This is a genomic window from Mesorhizobium sp. M0938 (assembly GCF_040319125.1).
Taxonomy (GTDB): domain Bacteria; phylum Pseudomonadota; class Alphaproteobacteria; order Rhizobiales; family Rhizobiaceae; genus Mesorhizobium; species Mesorhizobium robiniae.
In genome coordinates this window covers 419,105-437,198 of record NZ_JAMYNS010000002.1, presented here as the reverse complement: position 1 = coordinate 437,198, position 18,094 = coordinate 419,105, and the positions used below count along the sequence as shown (strand labels likewise).

Genomic DNA, 18,094 nt, shown 5'->3' with positions numbered 1-18,094 from the left:
TGCGGGCCCACTTGCCTTCGCTTAATGCTTGATGCGGTCGCGCATCGCATACCAGAGCATGCCGAGCACATAAAGCGGACCGCGCAGCGCCGTGCCGCCAGGAAATGGCATTGGCCTCAGCGTCGAAAACAGATCCAACCGCGAAGTATCGCCGGTGATCGCCTCGGCGAGCAGCTTTCCCGACAGCGTCGACAGGATCACGCCCTTGCCGGAGTAACCATGCGCAAAATAGACCTCGCCATAGTGGCCGACATCCGGCAGGCGCGATGTCGTCACCGAGACGAGCCCGCCCCAGGCATGGTCGATGCGGTGGCCGCGCAATTGCGGAAAGGTGTTTTCCATATGCGGGCGCACGAAGCCGGCAATGTCTGCGGGCGGTGACGGCGTGTAGCGCTCGCCGCCACCGAACAGCAGGCGCCCGTCCGCCGACAGCCGATAGTAATTGACGACGAAGCGCGTGTCGGAAACGGCCACATTGCTTGGGATGACGTCGCTCGGGTCGTCCAGCGGCTCGGTCGCGATGATGTAGTTGCCGACCGGCATGATGCGGCTGTTGACGCGCGGCTCGAGCCCCTGGAGCAGCGCATCGCCGGCCAGCACGACATGGCTGGCCCGGACCGAGCCCTTGGCCGTCGAAACCCTGATGGAAGGCTCCCGCTCCAGCCGCAGCGCCACCGAATTTTCGTGGATGGCGACGCCCGCAGCAGCGGCGGCGCGGGCAAGACCCAGCGTGTAGTTCAGCGGATGCATATGGCCGCCGAGCTTCTCGTACATCGCGCCGTGATAGGGCGTGTTCACCATTCCGCTCGCCTGCGCTGCCGACAGCATCTCGACGTCATGAAAATTCATCACGGTGGCAAGGCACTCGGCCTCTTCTTCGAGATCGCGCAGGTCGGAGCTATTGACCGCACCCGCCAAATGGCCAGTCAGCCTGAGGTCGCAATCGATGGCGTGTCGCTCGATCAGGTCGAGCACCAGGCCGCGCGCCTCGAAGGCGAGATTGAACAGCGCCCGCGCCCGCTCGGGCCCATAAAGCTTGACCAGCCCCTTGGCGCCCTTGCGCAGGCCGGGGATGATCTGGCCGCCATTGCGCCCCGACGCTCCCCAGCCGATCTTGCCGCCTTCGAGCAGCACCACCTTCAGCCCGCGCTCGGCCGCATGAAAGGCGGCGGACAGGCCGGTGCAGCCGCCGCCGACCACCACCAGATCGGCGTCGATATCGGCCTGCAGCGCCGGATGATCCGGAGCCGGATTGGCCGTCGCGACATAGTAGGACTTGCCGATATCCAGGCCGGAGTTGAAGCCCCCAGAATCGAAGCCCCGAGAATTGAAGCCCATCATCATACCTTGAGCAGCAGGTGGTCGCGTTCCCAGCTCGTCACGACGCTCTGGAACAGGTCGAGCTCGACGCTTTTGACGCGCAGGTAGGTCTGGACGAAATCTTCGCCGAGCAACTCCCTGACCGGGCTGCACGCAGCGAAACGGTCGAGCGCCTCTTCCATGGTTTTCGGCAGTGTGCTCTTGCTGCGATAGGCATTGCCCGATGCCTCCGGCGAACGCGAGAGTTTTTCCTCGACACCCAGATAACCGCAGAGCAGCGAGCCGGCCATCGCCAGATAGGGATTGGAATCGGCGCCGGGCAGCCGGTTTTCGACGCGCCGCGCGGCGCGCCCGCCGGCCGGCACGCGCAGGCCGCAGGAGCGGTTGTCATGCGACCATTCGACATTGGCCGGTGCGCTGTGGTTCGGCCGGATGCGGCGGAACGAATTCACGTTCGGCGCAAACAGCGGCATCACCTCGGGAATGTACTCCTGCAGGCCGCCGATGAAATGCTCGAACATCTCGGTATCGGCATCGTCGCGCCCGGCAAAAAGCGTATTCCCGGCATCGTCGATGACCGACATGTGAAGATGCATGGAGCTGCCGGCTTGTGCTGCGATCGGCTTGGCCATGAAGGTCGCATGCATGCCGAATTCCTGCGCGGCCTGGCGCGTCATCCGCTTGAACAGCAGCACCTTGTCGGCCAGCGGCAGCGCGTCGCCATGCAGGAAATTGATCTCGAGCTGCGCCGTGCCCGATTCATGTATCAGCGTGTCGAGCGGCAGCCCGGCTTTTGCGGCGTAGTCGTAGAGTCGCTGGATCACCGGCTCGAACTCCTCCAGCGCCGCCATGTCATAGGGATGCTGTACGGTTTCGGAGCGGCCATTGCGCCCGACCGGCGCGGTCACCGGCCGATCGGGATCTGGATTGGGCGCGGTCAGGTAAAATTCGAGCTCCGGCGCCACAACCGCGCGCCATCCGCGCTGGCTATAGAGATCGAGCACGGCCCTCAAGATATGACGCGGCGAGGCCATCCACGGCCGGTCGTCCATGTGAAACGCATCGGCAAAGACATAGGCTTTGCCCGCTCCGCCACCCGGCGCAAGGCAGAGCGTCGCAACGTCCGGCACCATCCGCATGTCGGGGTCCTGGTAGCCGAAGCCCTCGTCGTTGGAACCGGAATAGCGGCCGTCGATGCAGACCAGGAAGGCACTGCTCGGCAGATAAAGCGCGCGGTCCTCGATCGACTTCAGGAATTTGGCCGTCGGCAAGGTCTTGCCGCGCAACACGCCGTTCACATCCGGCACCAGGCACTCGACTTCCCTGATCCCCTGCTGCTCCAGCCATGCCTTCGGGTCGTCCGTCGGGGTCATTTCAGGTGCATCCGTTGTTGTGGTCTTGAGCATCAGGTCACGTCCTTACAAGGGCGAGAATGGCTTCGGCGGCGGCGTCGGTTCCCGGCGACCGTGCCATGGTGGCCGCATTCTCCTTGAGACGAAAGCGCATTTCGCCGTCGGCCATTAGGCCAAGGATGGCATTTTCCAGTTCATCGTCGCTCCAGCCATCGCGGCTGAGGTGGCGGCCGACGCCGGTTTCCTCGGCACGTTGCGCATTGTCGTGCCCATCCCAGCAATAGGGCATGATCAGCGACGGCACGCCGAAACGCAGCGCTTCGCAAAAGCTGTTGTTGCCGCCGTGATGGATGAAGAGGTCGGATTTCGCAACGACCGATGGCTGCGGGAACCAGGCATCGAGATAGACATTGTCCGGAACCGCGCGGTAGGTGTCGCGCAGACCGCCGACATTGACGATGAAGCGGGCCGGAAGCCGGTCGAACACGGCGAGCATGCGCTCGATCAGCCCGACATCCATGGCGCCCAGGCTGCCGAAGCTGAGATAGACCAGCGGCCCGTCGTTACGCGGAAAGACCGGCACGTCGAACGGCCCTTCCGAGCGGACGCAGCCTTCGAGATAGACAAAGCGGGCCGGGTCGAGCGGCTCGGCGCGCTCCCTGCGCACGATCGTCGGGGTCAGCAGCAAATTGAGGGCGGGCGAAGCTTCTAGAAAAAGACCCTTCGGCAAGGACGCAAGACCGGCATCCACCCGAAGCCGGTTGAAGCGGTCATGGGCCGGGGCAACCGCTGCCAGGTAGCGCGACTCGAAGGCTGCGCGGCTCGGGTCGTCGGCGGCGAGACCGGAAAGATAGGGGGGCACATCGGGGTCGGGCAGCTCGGTTTCGGCGCAGGAGATGACGCGCACCCATGGGCAGCCGGCGGCGGCCATCGCCGGAAACATGATGACATTGTCGAGCACCACGGCGTCTGGCTTTAGCCGCGCCAGCAATTGGCGCAGCGGCGCCTCGGCATTGACCGCAGTATCGACGATCGCTTCCCAGGTCGGTGCGACGTAGGTTTCGAGCTGGTCGATTGGGCTCAGCCTGAAATGCGGCAGATGCCGGCGCACGAAAGCCTGCCAGTAGCTCTGGCGTTCGCTGTCGGTCAGCGGATCGTCGGTCGGCAACTGGTATTCCTGAAAACCATAGTCGGCAAATACGCCGGAGAAGCCGGCATGGCAGATGAACACCGGCCGGGCGCCACGAGCACGCAAGGCCTGCGCGATGCCGACGCAATTGAGCGCCGCGCCGAAGCTCGCTTCGGGAAACAGCGCGATGGTCGGGCTGGCTTTGCGCGTCACTATGGTCCTCGTCAATCCGGCCGGCTGATCATGCCGAACAGTGCGGGGGCCCCGCGACTGGCCGCCTGCGGTCGCTGACTGCGGGAAAGCCGCAAGTGGACGCGAAGCAGATCGGCTGCAACCTCATACTGCCGGCTTTCCAATTGGTCGAGTATGGTCAGGTGCTCGCGCAGCGATTGCTTCAGCCGGAAGACGTTGACGCCGGCATAGGTCCCCGGCAGCCGGCGCAGCCTGAGATGGTCCGACAGCGCGTCGGTGACGAAGCGATTGGCGGCGCCATCGGCGATTAGGCTGTGAAAATCGATGTCCAGCCGCTGGAACTCTTTGGTATCGAATGCGGCATCGGGCAGCGCCAGCAGCGCTTCCATGCCCTGGCGCAATGCCGCCGCGCGGGTCCCGTCCAGCCGGAAGCCGGGCGCCAGAATGGCGGCGGGTTCGAGCAGCAGGCGGAACTCGTAGCTTTCTCCCTGTGCCTCCGGATCGTCAGGAGCCCGCCTGAACAGCCAGGACTGACCCGGCGCGCGGTCCAGAAGATTTTCATCTGTCAGTCTCTTTAACGCTTTTAGTACCGTCTTCCGCTCGGCGTCATACCGCCGTATCAGCGCGCCGATGGTCACCGTCTGATCCAGCCGGCGCGCCGACCGATCGCGTAGGATCATCTCCGCGAGTTCGTCCTCCTCGGTGACGGGCAGATCGGCGGCAAGGGTCGCCTGGCTGGTGAGGTCCACGGCCAGGCGATAGCCGGATTCAGCCTCCCAGCGTACGACGCCTTTTTCGGTGAGCAGCCGCAGCGCTGCCCGCACCGGAGTCCGCGAAACGTTGCAGAGCGAGGCGATCTGCTGTTCCGGGAGATGAGCGCCGGCTTCGAAGCCGCGTTGCCGGGCTACATCCAGGATGCGCTGAGCGAGATCGAGATGGTTGGTGCGCGGTCGTCTGGCGGCGGCTTGCATGGCGATTCTCGTGAGCGGGCTTGATCGCTGCGGTTTGACCGGTCGCCCTCATAAGCACAATCGGCGATTTCGCAGCGATCTGCCAAATTATGGATTGACGTACTTTTTTCTGCAATAGTACTGTGCGGTTAATCGGCAACAAAAAGACCGGGGGAACAGGATCGAAGCGGCTGCACAGTCGCAAGCGCGGTCCGACGATGATTGAATTCGACGATCAACCAGAATGGGAGTCTGTCATGACCGCCTCAACCCGCCTGCGTCATCCGTTAAAGATATCTTCGGTCGCGCTTGGCCTCACCCTGGCGCTGTCGGCGCCGGCTTCTGCCGCCGACCTCGTCATTTCCAACTGGGACGGCTACATGGCGCCGGATGCCATGGCCGCCTTCAAGGCCGCGACCGGCGTTTCCGGCGAGGTGGTGGTTCACGCCACCAATGAGGAGATCATGGGCAAGCTCGTCGCTTCGGGCGGCAAGGGCTATGACGTGGTCTTCGTCTCCTCGCCCTTCGCCGAAGTGCTGAACAAGCTCGGCCTGATCGAGACGATCGACCACGCCAAGATCCCCAACCTCGCCAATCTTTATCCCGAGGCGGCGAAGCTGCCGCACGACGCCGGCAACAATTTCTCCGTGCCTTACACCTGGGGCACCACCGGCCTCTGCTACCGCTCGGATCTGGTCAAGACCGAGCCGACCAGCTGGAACGATCTTCTCGCCCCATCCGACGCGCTCAAGGGCAAGACCACCATGCTGGCGACAGACCGCTGGCTGCTTGCCGCCGGCCAGCTCGCCAAGGGCTATTCGGTCAACGAGACCGACCCGGCCAAGCTCGCCGAGGTCAAGGACCTGCTGATCTCGGCCAAGAAGACCTTGCTCGCCTATGACGACACCACCTTCTACTCAAAGCTGGTCTCGGGCGAGGCGCTGATGGTGCAGGCATGGGATGGCTGGTGCAACTACGGCATCGCCGAGAAGCCCGAGATCAAATACGTCATCCCCAAAGAGGGATCGGATCTGTGGGTCGACACGATGGTGGTGATGAAGGCGTCGGCCAACAAGGATGCTGCGTTCCAATTCATCAACTTCATGCTGGACGCCAAGAACCATGCCTGGGCGGCCCAGAACATCGACTACAAGGTGCCGAACAAGCCGGCTATGGAAAGCTTGCCAGCCGATTTCCTCGCCAAGTTCCCCAATATGAGCATGCCGGTGGCCGAGCTGGTCAAGTTCGAGCAGTTGCGCGACGTCGGCGATGCCCAGCGCGATTATTCGAAGATCGTCAGCGAGATCAAGGCCGCGCAGTAACCGGCATCAAAGTCAGAGATCGCGGTCGACGGCGGGCCTCCGCCGCCGGCCGCTGAGTGCGGTATCGCAATCGTGTCCCAAACCAGAATTCGCTCCTCCTTGCTGATGGCGCCGGCGCTGGCCTGGCTCACTGCCTTGATGGTCGTGCCATGCGCGCTGGTTCTGGCGCTGGCCTTCTTCCGGCGCGGCATCTATGGCGGCATCGAATACACGTTCACGCTGGAGAATTTCGGACTGGTGTTCGACCCGCTCTATGCCGGCATCTTTCTCAATTCGGCACGCATCGCCGGCACGGCAACACTGATCGCGGTGGTGATCGGCTATGCCGCGGCCTATGCGATCGCGGCAGCACCGCGCCGGTGGCAGCCGGTGTTCCTGTTCTTCGCGGTGCTGCCGTTCTGGTCGAACTACCTGATCCGCACCTATGCCTGGATCGTGTTGCTCAACCGCGAGGGCCTCATCACCCAGCTCTTGCGCTGGTTCGGCTACACCGGCGAGCCGCCGTCGATGCTTTACACCGAAGGCGCCGTCATCGCCGGTCTGGTCTACAATTATTTGCCCTTCGTCATCCTCGCCTGCTATGCGCCGCTGTCGCGGCTCAATCCGGAGCTCGCTGAAGCCTCGCGCGATCTCGGCGCTTCGGCCGTGACGACATTTCGCCGGGTGATCCTGCCGCTGACGGTGCCCGGTATCGCCGCCGGCGCCGTGTTCGTGTTCGTGCTATCGATCGGCAATTTCGTCACGCCGGCGCTGCTCGGCGGCGGTCGCTTCCAGATGATCGGCAATCTCGTCTACGACCAGTTCCTGACCGCCAATGACTGGCCCTTCGGCGCGGCGCTGGCGATGGCGCTGATTGCCATTATGCTGCTGGTGCTGACCGCGCAGGCTTTGGCAGCAGATCGCGCTGCTGGCCGTATCGCCGAAGCGAAAGGAGGCGCCAATGGCTGAGCGCTCCCCCGCCACGCGGCGCATGCTCTGGCTCGTGCTTTCGCCGGTCTTCGCCTTTCTCTACATCCCGATCGCCGTGCTGGTGGCGTTGTCTTTCAACCAGGGCGGGCTGCCGACCGTCTGGTCGGGCTTTTCGCTGAAATGGTACGCCTCGCTCGCCGGCAATTCCGCGATCCTGTCCGCCGCCCTCAACACGCTGATCGTGGCGCTGGTCTCGACCGCAATCGCCACGCTGCTCGGCACGCTGCTGGCGATCGGCGTCGAAATGCGCCGGCAGTATGGGAGAGGCCTCGAGGCGCTGATCTTTGCGCCGATGATCATTCCCGACATCGTGCTGGCGATCGCGCTGCTCAGCTTCTTCTCCATGCTCGACTTTACCCTGGGCCTGCACACCATCATCCTCGCCCATGTCGTCTTCAACCTCGCCTTCGTCTGCTCGGTGGTGCGCGCGCGGCTGAAGAGCTTCGACTGGTCGATCGTCGAGGCTTCCGCCGATCTCGGCGCTTCCGCGCTCACCACCTTCCGGCGGGTGACATTGCCGGTCATTCTGCCGGCGGTCGTCGCCGGCGCGCTGCTCGCCTTCACGCTCTCGGTCGACGAATTCATCATCGCCTTCTTCACATCAGGTGCAGGTCGCGCCTCGACCACGCTGCCGATGCAGATCTATTCGATGATCCGCTTCGGCATCACCCCGGAGATCAATGCATTGGCGACCATCGTCATGGCGGTCTCAATCACCGCGCTGACCTTGTCGCAGCGGCTCAACCGTGGGGTGATCGGCCAATGAACGAGCCGCGCACGCTGCTGGCGATCGACAAGGTGTCGAAGAATTTCGGCCGGGTGACGGCCGTCGACGGCATATCGCTCGATATCCGCGAGAACGAGTTCTTCGCCTTGCTCGGGCCTTCGGGCTGCGGCAAGACCACGCTGCTGCGCATGCTGGCCGGCTTTGAGACACCCAATCACGGCCGCATCCTGCTCGACGGCCGCGACATCGCCAGGACCCCGCCTAACAAGCGGCCGGTCAATCTGATGTTCCAATCCTATGCGCTGTTTCCGCATATGAGCGTCAGGGCAAATGTTTCCTATGGCCTAGAAATGGAACGCTTGCCGGCAAAGGAAATCCGCTCACGTGTCGACGCCATCCTGGCGACGACCGAACTCGTTGCCTTCGCCGACCGCAAGCCGGAGCAATTGTCGGGCGGCCAGAAACAGCGCGTCGCGCTTGCCCGAGCGCTGGTCAAGCGGCCGCGGCTGCTGCTGCTCGACGAGCCGCTCGGCGCGCTCGACAAGAAATTGCGCGGCGCCATGCAGCTGGAGCTGAAACGCCTGCAGCACGAGGTCGGCATCACCTTTGTCATCGTCACCCATGACCAGGAGGAATCGCTTGTTATGGCCGACCGCATGGCGGTGCTGAGGGACGGCAAGCTGCTACAATGCGACACGCCGCACGCGGTATACGAGTATCCGGCGGACCGCTTCGTTGCCGACTTCATCGGCGTCATGAATTTCGTGCCGGGCAAGGCCGACGGCCACGGTGTGCTGGCGGCCAATGGTGCGCGGATATCAGGTACGGTTCCCGCAACGCTTTCGCCCGGCGCCGCGGCGGTCGCTTCGGTGCGGCCCGAACGCATCCGGCTGTTCCCGTCGCCAGAAACGGCCAACCGCACTGCCGGCACCGTCGAAGCGTTGGCCTATCAAGGGCTCGACCTGCAGCTGCATGTCCGCACCGCTCTGTCGCCTAAGCCGTTCCTGGTGCGCGTCACCGCCGACGCCGCCGACCGACGCCCGGTTGCGTCGGGCGATGCGGTCGAGCTCGGCTGGGATGCCGCCGACGTCAGAATTTTCGCAGATTGATTGAAGGAGAAGCTTTCATGGCGCAGAAGACGATCGCGTTTTTTCCGGAAGCGGCCTACGGCCCGGCGCTCAATTCCGTCGGCATCGCCCAGGCAGTCGAAGCGCGCGGCCACAGAGCGGTGTTCCTGTCGGACCCCGGCTTTATCGACGCCTACAAGGGCTACGGCTTCGAGGCTCATCCGGTGAACCTGTCCGAACCGATGCCGCCCGAACAGATGGCCAAGTTCTGGGAAGACTTCATCAACGGCCACATCCCGAACTTCCGCAAATCGCCCTACGACCAGGTCGACAACTACGTGAAGGATTGCTGGACGGCGATCGTCGACAGCGCCAAATGGGCTGAGAAGGATCTGCCCGGCGTGCTTGCGACGATCAAGCCTGATGTCATCTGCGTCGACAACGTCATCCTGTTCCCGGCGATCAAGCAGTATGGCAAGCCGTGGGTGCGCGTCATCTCCTGCTCGGAAAACGAGATCGAGGACGAGGACATCCCGCCGCATCTGTCCGGCTGCGGCGAGAACGACCACACCTGCCATCAGCGCTATCGCGACCATTTCAACGCGGTCATCAAGCCGATTCACCATGACTTCAACGCGTTCTTGATTGCCAACAACGAAGCGCCTTATCCGATCGGCCAGTTCTTCGAGGCCTCGCCGTACCTTAATTTGCTGCTCTATCCCGAGGCGGCAAAGTTCAAGCGCCGCCATCCGCTCGACCCGGCAAAATTCCAGTATCTGGAAGGCTGCGTGCGGCAGGAGAAGCCCTACACCGTGCCGACTTTTGCGAAGAATAACGACGGGCCGCTGCTCTATGTTTCCTTCGGCAGCCTTGGCGCCGGCGATGTCGATCTGCTGAAGCGCATTATTGAAACCTTGGGCAAGACGCGATACCGGGCGCTGGTCAATGTCGGCGGCTACAAGGACCAGTACGCCGACGTGCCCGGCAACGTCATCGTCGAGAGCTGGTTTCCACAACCCTCGGTCATCCCGCAGGTCGATGCGGTGATCCACCATGGCGGCAACAACTCGTTCACCGAGTGCCTCTATTTCGGCAAGCCGGCGATCATCATGCCCTATGTCTGGGATGGTCATGACAACGCGACACGGGTCGAGGAAACCGGCCACGGCTTCGGCATGCCGCGCTACGACTGGAGCGACGCCGCGCTGATCGCGAAGATCGAAGCCTGCCTGACAGACCCGGCAATCAGGGCCAAGCTGACGAAAACGTCGGCGCAGATGCAGTCGCAAAACGGCCCGGAGAAAGCGGCGGGGCTGCTGGAACAGCTTCTATGAGCGCGATGTTTGACATGCCGAGCCAAGGCACCCCCCTCTGGCCTGCCGGCCATCTCCCCCTCAAGGGGGGAGATTGGATGTCACCTCGGCTTTCGCCAATCACCAACATCGCAGGAGTGAACAGGGCGGCGAAGCTGCTAATCTCCCCCCTTGAGGGGGAGATGTCCGGCAGGACAAAGGGGGGCGCCGTAGAGCGAAGCCATCTCGAAAATGAGCGTCGCGTCGGCGGAGCACCCGCATGACCTCCTCCGCGCCGCATCTCCACCAAGCTTCCACCCGCATCGACCTCGTCGATTGGGGCGCCCAGCCGGATGCGCTGGAAGGCGCGTCCCACTCCACCGGCAGGCTCGTCCACAAGGGGCCGAACAACCAGCCGGAATCCGGCATCTGGGTCTGCACATCAGGCCGGTGGCGGCTGGCGATCCCGCGCGACGAATTGTGCCATTTCGTTGCCGGCCGCGCGACTTACAGGTCGGATGACGGCGAGGTCATCGAGGTCTCTGCCGCCACCGTGGTCATGTTCCCGGCCGGCTGGGTCGGTGAATGCACCGTCCACGAGACCATCCGCAACATCTACATGCTGGCCTGACCTGGGAGCTTGAAGACATGCCGACACCGCACTGGCCGAAGGCCTCCACTCGGGAACTGGAAGACTGGGGCGCGGGCAGCAGCCCGATATCCGGTTCGCCGCGCGCCTCGGGCAAGATCCTGTTCAAGCACCCGGACGGATCGAGCGAATGCGGCCTGTGGTCGTGCACACCAGGCACGCGCAAGGTCACCTTCCCTGCCGACGAGTTCTGCCATTTCCTGTCGGGGTGCGGCCGCTATGTCCACGACAATGGCGAAGCGGTCCCGGTCGAAGCCGGCACGCTGGTATTCTTCCCCGCCGGCTGGACCGGCACGTCTGAAATCACCGAAACGCTGACCAAGGCCTTCATGTGCCGATGAGCACGTGAATCCCTTTCAAGGAAATCGAAATGACCACCCCCATCATGAAAGCGCCGCTCGCCATCACCGACCTCGTCGACTGGGGCGTCATTCCCACCATGATCGAGGGGGAATCCCACACCTCGGGCAAGCTGCTGCACAAGGGACCGGAGGGCCGCTCCGAATGCGGGCTGTGGGTCTGCACCCCAGGTAAATGGCACTGCCACGTCACCCGCGACGAGTTCTGCCACTTCCTCGATGGACGTTGCACCTATGTGCATGAATCCGGCGAGGTGATCGAGATCGAGCCGGACACGGCGGCGTTCTTTCCGCAGGACTGGAAAGGCGTCTGCACCGTCCATGAGACGATCAAGAAGGTCTACATGATCCGCTGAGCGGGGTTGAAAGGAAGACCATGGAATTCTTCGCTGACCGGCCGGCTTTCTTCGTCAATCCGGATTATCGGCCGATGGCCGGCACAAGAACGCCGGTGATCGACCCGGCGACGCTGGAAACCGTCGGCGCGATCGCGGCTGCAACCGACGGCGAGATTGACGCCGTGCTGACTGCGGCGACCAAGGCGCAAGCCGCTTGGAAAAAACTAGACGCCAAGAGCCGTGCCAAGCATCTGCATGCAGTGGCCAACGCCATCGAGGCCGCCGACTTCACGCACTGCGCCGAGCTGATGGTACGCGAGATGGGCAAGCCTTATCCGGAAGCAATCGGCGAGATTGCCAATTGCGCACCGATCTTTCGCTACTATGCCGAAATGGCGCGTGACGATGCCGGCAAGATTGCCGGCACGACGCAGGCCGGTTCGTTCCAATATGCGCGCTACGAGCCTTACGGCACCTCGGTGCACATCATGCCCTACAATTTTCCGATCCTGCTGATGTGCTGGACCGTCGCCGCTTCGCTCGCCGCCGGCAATGCCTGCGTGATCAAGCCGGCCGAAGCGACGACATTGTCGACGCTGGATTACATGGCCGTGTTCCGCTCCTTGCCGGAGGGTCTGGTGTCCTGCCTGCCGGGCGGGGCGGTCACCGCGCAGGCGCTGATCGCCTCCGGCCGCACCCACGCGGTCGCCTTCACCGGTTCGGTCGCCGCCGGCAAGGCTGTCGCCGTCGCCTGCGCCGAACGCATGAAGCCGTGCGTTATCGAGGCGGGCGGCAGCGATCCGCTGATCATCAGCCGGCACGCCCCGCTCGACGTGGCGGCGGCCGGAAGCGTCACTGCCGCGTTCCATCTTACGGGCCAGGTCTGCACCTCGGCCGAACGGTTCTTCGTCGTCGATGCCGTTCACGACCGCTTTGTCGAGCTGTTTGCGCAGAAGACACGTGCGCTGCGCATCGGCAACGGTTTGGACAAGACCGAGATCGGGCCGCTGGTCAGCGAGGCGGCGCGGGCGAAAGTCATGCGGCTGGTCGACGATGCGGTGCACAATGGCGCCAAGGCGGTCACGGGCGGTCGCATTCCGCCGGCGCACAATGTCGGCTGGTTCTACGAGCCGACGATCCTGACCGGCGTCATATCAGACATGGCGATCGTGCGTGAAGAGTGTTTCGGACCGGTCGCCGCGATCTGCCGGGTCAAGGATTTCGACGAAGCGATAAAGCTTGCCAATGACAGCCCGTTCGGGCTTGGCGCCTCGGTCTTCACCACCGATCTCGCCGAGGCGCATGAGGCTGCGGAGCGGCTCGAGGCCGGCATGGTCTGGGTCAACAATCCGCTGATCGACAATGACGCGCTGCCGTTCGGCGGCTGGAAGGCATCGGGCCTCGGCCGCGAACTCGGCCGGCAGGGGCTGGATGCCTTCCGCCGTTCGAAGATGGTCATCATCGACCACAAGCCGGCGATCCAGGACTGGTGGTATCCCTATCCCGACAGCTGGTTCCGCGAGGCCGGCGGACGCAAGCACGTATGAGGTACGAGGGCTGCGTCAGCCGATGCTCTCGCCGCCGTCGATTACCAAAGCCTGACCGGTCATGAAGGACGAACGATCGGAGACGAGGAACAGGATGGCTTCGGCTATTTCTTCCGCCGCGGCCCAGCGCTGCATGGGAATCTTGGTGCGGACGTAGCGTTCGATCGCCTCCCGTCCACCCATCTGAGCGATGAACGGTTCGTTGAAGGGCGTATCGACCCAGCCGGGACAGAGCGCGTTGACGCGCACATTGTGCTTGGCATAGTCGAGCGAGATCTGCCGGGTCATCGCCACCACGGCATGTTTTGAGGTTGCGTAGGCGATCATCTCGCGGTCGTAGAACACCCCCGAATTCGAGGCGGTATTCAGGACGACACCGCCGCCTTGTTTGATCATCGATGGCATGACGAGCCTGGCGGCGAGGAACTGCGCCCGCACGTTGATCCGCCATGAGGCATCCATGCCGTCGACGTCGACTTCGGTCAGCGTGCCGCCGACCTGGACGCCGGCGTGATTGTGCAGGATGTCGATCCGACCATGTTTACCCAGCGTTCCAGCGATGAGCTGCTCGACCGCCGCGTCGTCGCCGACATCGGTGGCGACCGCCTCGGCCCGGCCGCCTGCGGTACGGATGTCGGAAGCCGTTATCTCACCGGCAGCCCGATCCCTGTCGGCGATCACCAACACCGCGCCTTCCCTGGCCATGATCATGGCGCCGGCACGCCCGATACCCGACCCGGCGCCGGTCACCACGGCGATGCGATCTCTCAAAATCATGATGCGACTTTCAGTTTGTCGGTTTGCGTTGGCGCAATTGCCATTGAGCAAGCACCACAAGCAGCACCGAGGCGACGAGGACGATCGTCGCGATGGCGTTGATTTCGGGCGTCACCCCGCGCCGGATCGAGGCAAAGACATAGATCGGCAACGTCGTCTGTGCGCCGGCGACGAAGAAGGCGACGATGAAATCGTCGAAGGAGAAGGTGAAGGCGAGCAGGAAGCCGGCGATCACCGCCGGCATGATCTGGGGCAACACGATCGAGCGGAATGTCGTCAGTGGGGTGGCGTACAGATCGCTCGAGGCTTCGACCAGATTGCGGTCGAGGCTGCCGAGCCGTGTGCCGACGATCATCGCCACCAGCGCCATCGAAAACAGGCCATGCGCGGCGATGATCGAGCCGTAGCCGAGCGCCAGGCGTGGCGGCTGGTCGTTCGGCCACAGCGAAGCGAGAAACGGATTGACGACCCCAAATAGTTGGACGAGCGCGACCAGCGTCGAGATGCCGATGACGACGCCCGGAACGACGATCGCAGCGCCGAGAAGTGCGTCGAAGATGGCCCGTGTCCGGGCGCCGACGCGCGCCAGGCCAAGCGCTGCCGCCGTGCCGCAAAGTGCTGCGAGCAAGGCGCTGATGGTGGCGATGAACAGGCTGTTCTTCAGCGCCTCGACCAGGAACGGGTTCGACAGCGCCTTGCCGTACCATTGCACCGAGAAACCGGTGAATTCGCTGGCGTGGCGACCGGCATTGAAGGAGAACAGCACCACCAGCGCGATCGGCAGGTAGAGAAACGCAAAGACCGCTATGACGAAGGCGCGCATCAGATCAGGTCCACCCGGCGAGCGCCCGAAAGCCGGGTCGAAATGCGATTGGCGACAAGCAGCACCACGACCGAGACCAGAACCAGCGTGATGGCGATTGCCGATCCGAACGGCCAGTTACGCGATTGCAGGAACAGATCGACCAGCGCGTTGCCGATGAAGAAGACCTTGCCGCCACCGAGCAGCGTCGGGATCAGATATTCGCCGAGCAGCAGGATCATGACCAGCGAGAAGCCGGTCATCACCCCCGGCAGCGACAGCCGCAGCGTCACGCCAAGGAATGTCGAGATCGGCGTTGCACCGAGATCGGCGGAGGCTTCCAGCAGCCGGCGATCGTGCCGCTCGAGGCTGACATAGATCGGCAGGATCATCAGCGGCAGATAGCCATAGACGATGCCGAGCAGGACCGCACCCGGCGTGTTGATCAGCCGCACGTCGTCGAACCCGACATAGGCCAGCAATGCCGGAATGCCGCGCCCGCCCAGAACATACATCCAGGCGTAGGTTCGCATCAGCAGGCTGGTCCAGAACGGAATGACCACGAGCGCAAGCAGGATCAGCCGCCACCGCTCCGGGGCGCGCAAGGCGAGGTAATAGGCGACCGGATAGGCGACGAGCAGACAGGCCAAGGCGCCCGCCGGCGCCAGCACCATCGTATTCCAGAAGGCGGTCGCCCGCGCCGGAAGATTGGCATATTGCGTGAGCGTGAAAGCAGCCTGATAGCCACCTTCCGGCGCCCGCTCGCCGACGCTGAAAACGGCGATCGCGACGAACGGCAACACCAGAAACACCACCAGCCAAGCGGTCGCTGGACCGAGCAGCAGCGCGGTCAGCAGCTTATGACGAAGGACATTGCTGCGCATTGAAAAATCGCCCCGGTGCCGGCGGACATCTGCCCGCCGGATGAGTTGCCCGCATCGGACCTATGGCCGGTTCAAGCCGACTTGAAGCGGGCCATCAGTTCGGCCCGGGCCGGATCGGTCAGCGTTGCAGCCGCACCGAATTCCAGCGGCGTCAACAGTTCCGCCGCCGGGTAGAGGATCGGATTGTCCAGCACTTCCTTGGGCAGCAGCGCGTTGACCCGTGCGTCGGTGGAAGGCGCACCATTGGCCAGGTGCTCCTTGACCGCGACCTTCGGGTCCATCAGGTAGTTGAGCAGGGCATAGCCGGCAGGCTTGTTGGGCGCGTCCTTCGGAATGGCATAGAAGTCGGTCCAGATCTCACCGCCCTCCTTGCCAAGCACATAAGCGATTTCGGGAATGTCGCGGTGGAGCTGCGCCCCGTCATTGGTCCAGCACATCGTCATCCAGGCGTCGCCGGCACGCATCGACGGCTGGTAATCGCTGGAAACCGCAAACAGGTGGGGCTTTACCTTCAGCAGCAGTTCCTCCGCCTTGGCGAGTTCGTCCTGCTTCAGCGAGTTGAACGAGAAGCCGTAATATTTCAGCGCATTGCCGATCGTGGTGAGCTGGTAATCATGGACCATGGCCCGGCCGTCGCCCTCGGCCATGGCCGTGTCCCAGAATTCCTTCCAGCTCGTTATCGGCTTGGTCAGCTTCTTGGTGTTGACGGCAAATCCGGTGGTGCCCCAGTTCTTCGGCAGTGCGTAGGTCGCACCGTCGATCGTGCCTTCCCCAGTAAAGCGCGGGTCCTGCTGCGAGCCGTCGAAATTGGCAAGCTTGGCCATGTCGAGCGCTTCGATGATGTCGAGCTTCTTGTAGGTGGAGATCGTGTAGTTGGTCGGCACGAAAAGGCTCCAGCCCGAGGCACCTGCCTGTAGCTTGGCCAGCATCTCCTCGTTTGACCCGAACACATTGACCTCGACGGCGACGCCCGTCTCGGCCTTGAAATTCTCGAACGTCGCCGGATCGTGGTAATTGGGCCAGGTGGCGATCGACATGCGGTCGCCAAGACCCTCCTGGGCGAAGGCCGGCGAGGGCATGATGCCTAGTTCGCGGGCCATCACCGCCGTTGCGATGCCAAGACCGGTGAGGCCAAGGAATTCGCGGCGGCCGATCGAGCCGCGCTTGAGCCGCATCAATTGATCGACGAATTTTTCGGAGCTTATCGGCAGTCCGTCACGATGTGATTTCGACATGTTTATTTTCCCTCTGGTTGGTGCCGTTATTTTTGGTATCAGGGAACGCGAGCGGCGTTCCTGATGTAAAGCCGATGGCGACGGGTTCACCCGGCTTGAAGAGGTTTCCGCTGCCGATCAGGTGATCGGCCTTGGCGAGCAGCGTTCCGATACCGCCGACCTCGATCGCATATTCCGCGGTCGCGCCCAGAAAGATCCGGTTGCGGACAATGCCGTTCAGCCGGCCGCTTCCCGGCGCGCCGAGGCTTAGAGATTCAGGACGCAGGCTGACCGAAACGGCTTCGTCCTGGCGCAGCGAAGTCCGTTTGCGCGCGGCAATGACAGTGCCGTCGGCAAGCGCCACCTCGACGAGGTTGCCCGAGTGCCCGGCGATCTTGCCGCTCAACAGATTGGTCTTGCCGACGAAGTCGGCGACGAAGAGGTCGGCGGGCTCGTCATAGATCTCGCTTGGCTGTCCGAGCTGGACGATGCGCCCGCCATTCATGACGCAGACGAAATCGCTCATCGACAGGGCTTCTTCCTGGTCGTGCGTGACAAGGACGAAGGTGATGCCGATCTCGCGCTGCAGGTTCTGCAACTCTATCTGCATGTCGGTGCGCAGCTTCTTGTCGAGCGCCGCCAGCGGCTCGTCGAGGAGCAGCACCGCCGGCTTGTTGACCAGCGCGCGCGCCAGTGCGACACGCTGCTGCTGGCCGCCGGAAAGCTCGTGGATCTTGCGGCGGCCGTAGCCGGCAAGCCGCACCATGGCGAGCGCCTCGCCTGCCCTCAGGCTGATCTCCCGCGACGACAGCCGCGGCCTTGCCTGGCGCAGCCCGTAGGCGATGTTGTCCTCGACATCGAGATGCGGAAACAGCGCATATTGCTGGAACACCATGTTGACCGGCCGCCGGTAGGGCGGCGTGCCGGCCATGTCACGGCCGCGGATGAAGACCGCGCCTTCGCTTGGCTGTTCGAAGCCGCCGATCATGCGCAGGCAAGTTGTCTTGCCGCAGCCGGACGGCCCGAGCAAGGCGACAAAGGCGGATGGCGGGATGGCAAGATCGATGCCGCTGACCGCAGTCACGCTGCCGTAGCGTTTGGCGACCCCGCGAAACTCGATATCGGGTACTGCGGTCAAAGCTGCGGCTCCAGCAACAAGACAATCTCGAAACGCTATCAGAGCCAATGGCAGCTAGTATATACC

At 63.4% G+C, this 18,094-nt stretch carries 18 protein-coding genes; 9 read left to right on the top strand and 9 right to left on the bottom strand.

Going from position 1 to position 18,094, the window contains the following annotated elements; translation table 11 throughout:
- Positions 1-21 precede the first annotated feature (21 nt).
- Genes NKH73_RS04795 through NKH73_RS04780 form a run of 4 tightly spaced genes read right to left on the bottom strand, consistent with a single transcriptional unit; the run spans position 22 to position 4,964 of the window.
- Positions 22-1,341 (bottom strand): NAD(P)/FAD-dependent oxidoreductase, encoded by a 1,320-nt coding sequence (locus NKH73_RS04795; RefSeq protein ID WP_352928597.1) that lies wholly within the window; start codon positions 1,339-1,341, stop codon positions 22-24.
- Complete coding sequence (locus NKH73_RS04790; RefSeq protein ID WP_352928595.1) at positions 1,341-2,726, bottom strand: glutamine synthetase family protein; 1,386 nt, start codon at positions 2,724-2,726, stop codon at positions 1,341-1,343. The genes NKH73_RS04795 and NKH73_RS04790 overlap by 1 nt, the downstream gene beginning before the upstream one ends.
- A gap of 4 nt (positions 2,727-2,730) precedes the next feature.
- Complete coding sequence (locus NKH73_RS04785; protein WP_352928593.1) at positions 2,731-4,014, bottom strand: glycosyltransferase; 1,284 nt, start codon at positions 4,012-4,014, stop codon at positions 2,731-2,733.
- Positions 4,015-4,025: 11 nt separating this feature from the next.
- Positions 4,026-4,964 carry a GntR family transcriptional regulator gene (locus NKH73_RS04780; RefSeq protein WP_352928591.1) on the bottom strand — a complete coding sequence of 313 codons (939 nt, stop codon included), beginning with the start codon at positions 4,962-4,964 and terminating at the stop codon, positions 4,026-4,028.
- Positions 4,965-5,200: 236 nt separating this feature from the next.
- Here NKH73_RS04780 and NKH73_RS04775 point away from each other — a divergent pair, with 236 nt between their 5' ends.
- From NKH73_RS04775 to NKH73_RS04735, 9 genes are all read left to right on the top strand, one after another.
- A complete protein-coding gene (locus NKH73_RS04775) occupies positions 5,201-6,265 on the top strand; it encodes a polyamine ABC transporter substrate-binding protein (RefSeq protein WP_352928589.1) in 1,065 nt (354 codons plus the stop codon).
- 105 nt (positions 6,266-6,370) lie between these two features.
- On the top strand, positions 6,371-7,213 hold the full coding sequence (locus tag NKH73_RS04770) for an ABC transporter permease (protein ID WP_352928783.1): 843 nt from the start codon (positions 6,371-6,373) through the stop codon (positions 7,211-7,213).
- Complete coding sequence (locus NKH73_RS04765; protein ID WP_352928587.1) at positions 7,206-8,000, top strand: ABC transporter permease; 795 nt, start codon at positions 7,206-7,208, stop codon at positions 7,998-8,000. Before NKH73_RS04770 ends, NKH73_RS04765 begins: the two co-directional genes overlap by 8 nt.
- On the top strand, positions 7,997-9,070 hold the full coding sequence (locus NKH73_RS04760; RefSeq protein ID WP_352928585.1) for an ABC transporter ATP-binding protein: 1,074 nt from the start codon (positions 7,997-7,999) through the stop codon (positions 9,068-9,070). The genes NKH73_RS04765 and NKH73_RS04760 overlap by 4 nt, the downstream gene beginning before the upstream one ends.
- Positions 9,071-9,087: 17 nt before the next feature.
- Positions 9,088-10,362: a glycosyltransferase gene (locus NKH73_RS04755; RefSeq protein ID WP_352928583.1), complete on the top strand. Its 1,275-nt coding sequence runs from the start codon at positions 9,088-9,090 to the stop codon at positions 10,360-10,362.
- A 238-nt stretch (positions 10,363-10,600) separates the two neighbouring features.
- On the top strand, positions 10,601-10,951 hold the full coding sequence (locus tag NKH73_RS04750; protein ID WP_352928581.1) for a cupin domain-containing protein: 351 nt from the start codon (positions 10,601-10,603) through the stop codon (positions 10,949-10,951).
- A gap of 17 nt (positions 10,952-10,968) precedes the next feature.
- Positions 10,969-11,310 carry a cupin domain-containing protein gene (locus NKH73_RS04745; RefSeq protein ID WP_352928579.1) on the top strand — a complete coding sequence of 114 codons (342 nt, stop codon included), beginning with the start codon at positions 10,969-10,971 and terminating at the stop codon, positions 11,308-11,310.
- A 29-nt stretch (positions 11,311-11,339) separates the two neighbouring features.
- Positions 11,340-11,684 (top strand): cupin domain-containing protein, encoded by a 345-nt coding sequence (locus NKH73_RS04740; RefSeq protein WP_352928577.1) that lies wholly within the window; start codon positions 11,340-11,342, stop codon positions 11,682-11,684.
- 20 nt (positions 11,685-11,704) lie between these two features.
- Positions 11,705-13,213, top strand: coding sequence for an aldehyde dehydrogenase family protein (locus NKH73_RS04735; RefSeq protein WP_352928575.1), 1,509 nt, complete (start codon positions 11,705-11,707; stop codon positions 13,211-13,213).
- Positions 13,214-13,228: 15 nt separating this feature from the next.
- On the opposite strand, the gene NKH73_RS04730 is transcribed toward NKH73_RS04735, so the two are convergent.
- The 5 genes from NKH73_RS04730 to NKH73_RS04710 form a co-directional block, all read right to left on the bottom strand.
- A complete protein-coding gene (locus NKH73_RS04730) occupies positions 13,229-13,990 on the bottom strand; it encodes an SDR family NAD(P)-dependent oxidoreductase (RefSeq protein WP_352928573.1) in 762 nt (253 codons plus the stop codon).
- Positions 13,991-14,000: 10 nt separating this feature from the next.
- Entirely contained in the window at positions 14,001-14,813 is an 813-nt protein-coding gene (locus NKH73_RS04725; RefSeq protein WP_352928571.1) for an ABC transporter permease, read from the bottom strand.
- On the bottom strand, positions 14,813-15,676 hold the full coding sequence (locus NKH73_RS04720) for an ABC transporter permease (protein ID WP_352928569.1): 864 nt from the start codon (positions 15,674-15,676) through the stop codon (positions 14,813-14,815). Before NKH73_RS04720 ends, NKH73_RS04725 begins: the two co-directional genes overlap by 1 nt.
- A 71-nt stretch (positions 15,677-15,747) precedes the next feature.
- Positions 15,748-16,911 (bottom strand): ABC transporter substrate-binding protein, encoded by a 1,164-nt coding sequence (locus NKH73_RS04715; RefSeq protein ID WP_352928567.1) that lies wholly within the window; start codon positions 16,909-16,911, stop codon positions 15,748-15,750.
- On the bottom strand, positions 16,892-18,028 hold the full coding sequence (locus tag NKH73_RS04710) for an ABC transporter ATP-binding protein (protein WP_352928565.1): 1,137 nt from the start codon (positions 18,026-18,028) through the stop codon (positions 16,892-16,894). Before NKH73_RS04710 ends, NKH73_RS04715 begins: the two co-directional genes overlap by 20 nt.
- Positions 18,029-18,094 lie beyond the last annotated feature (66 nt).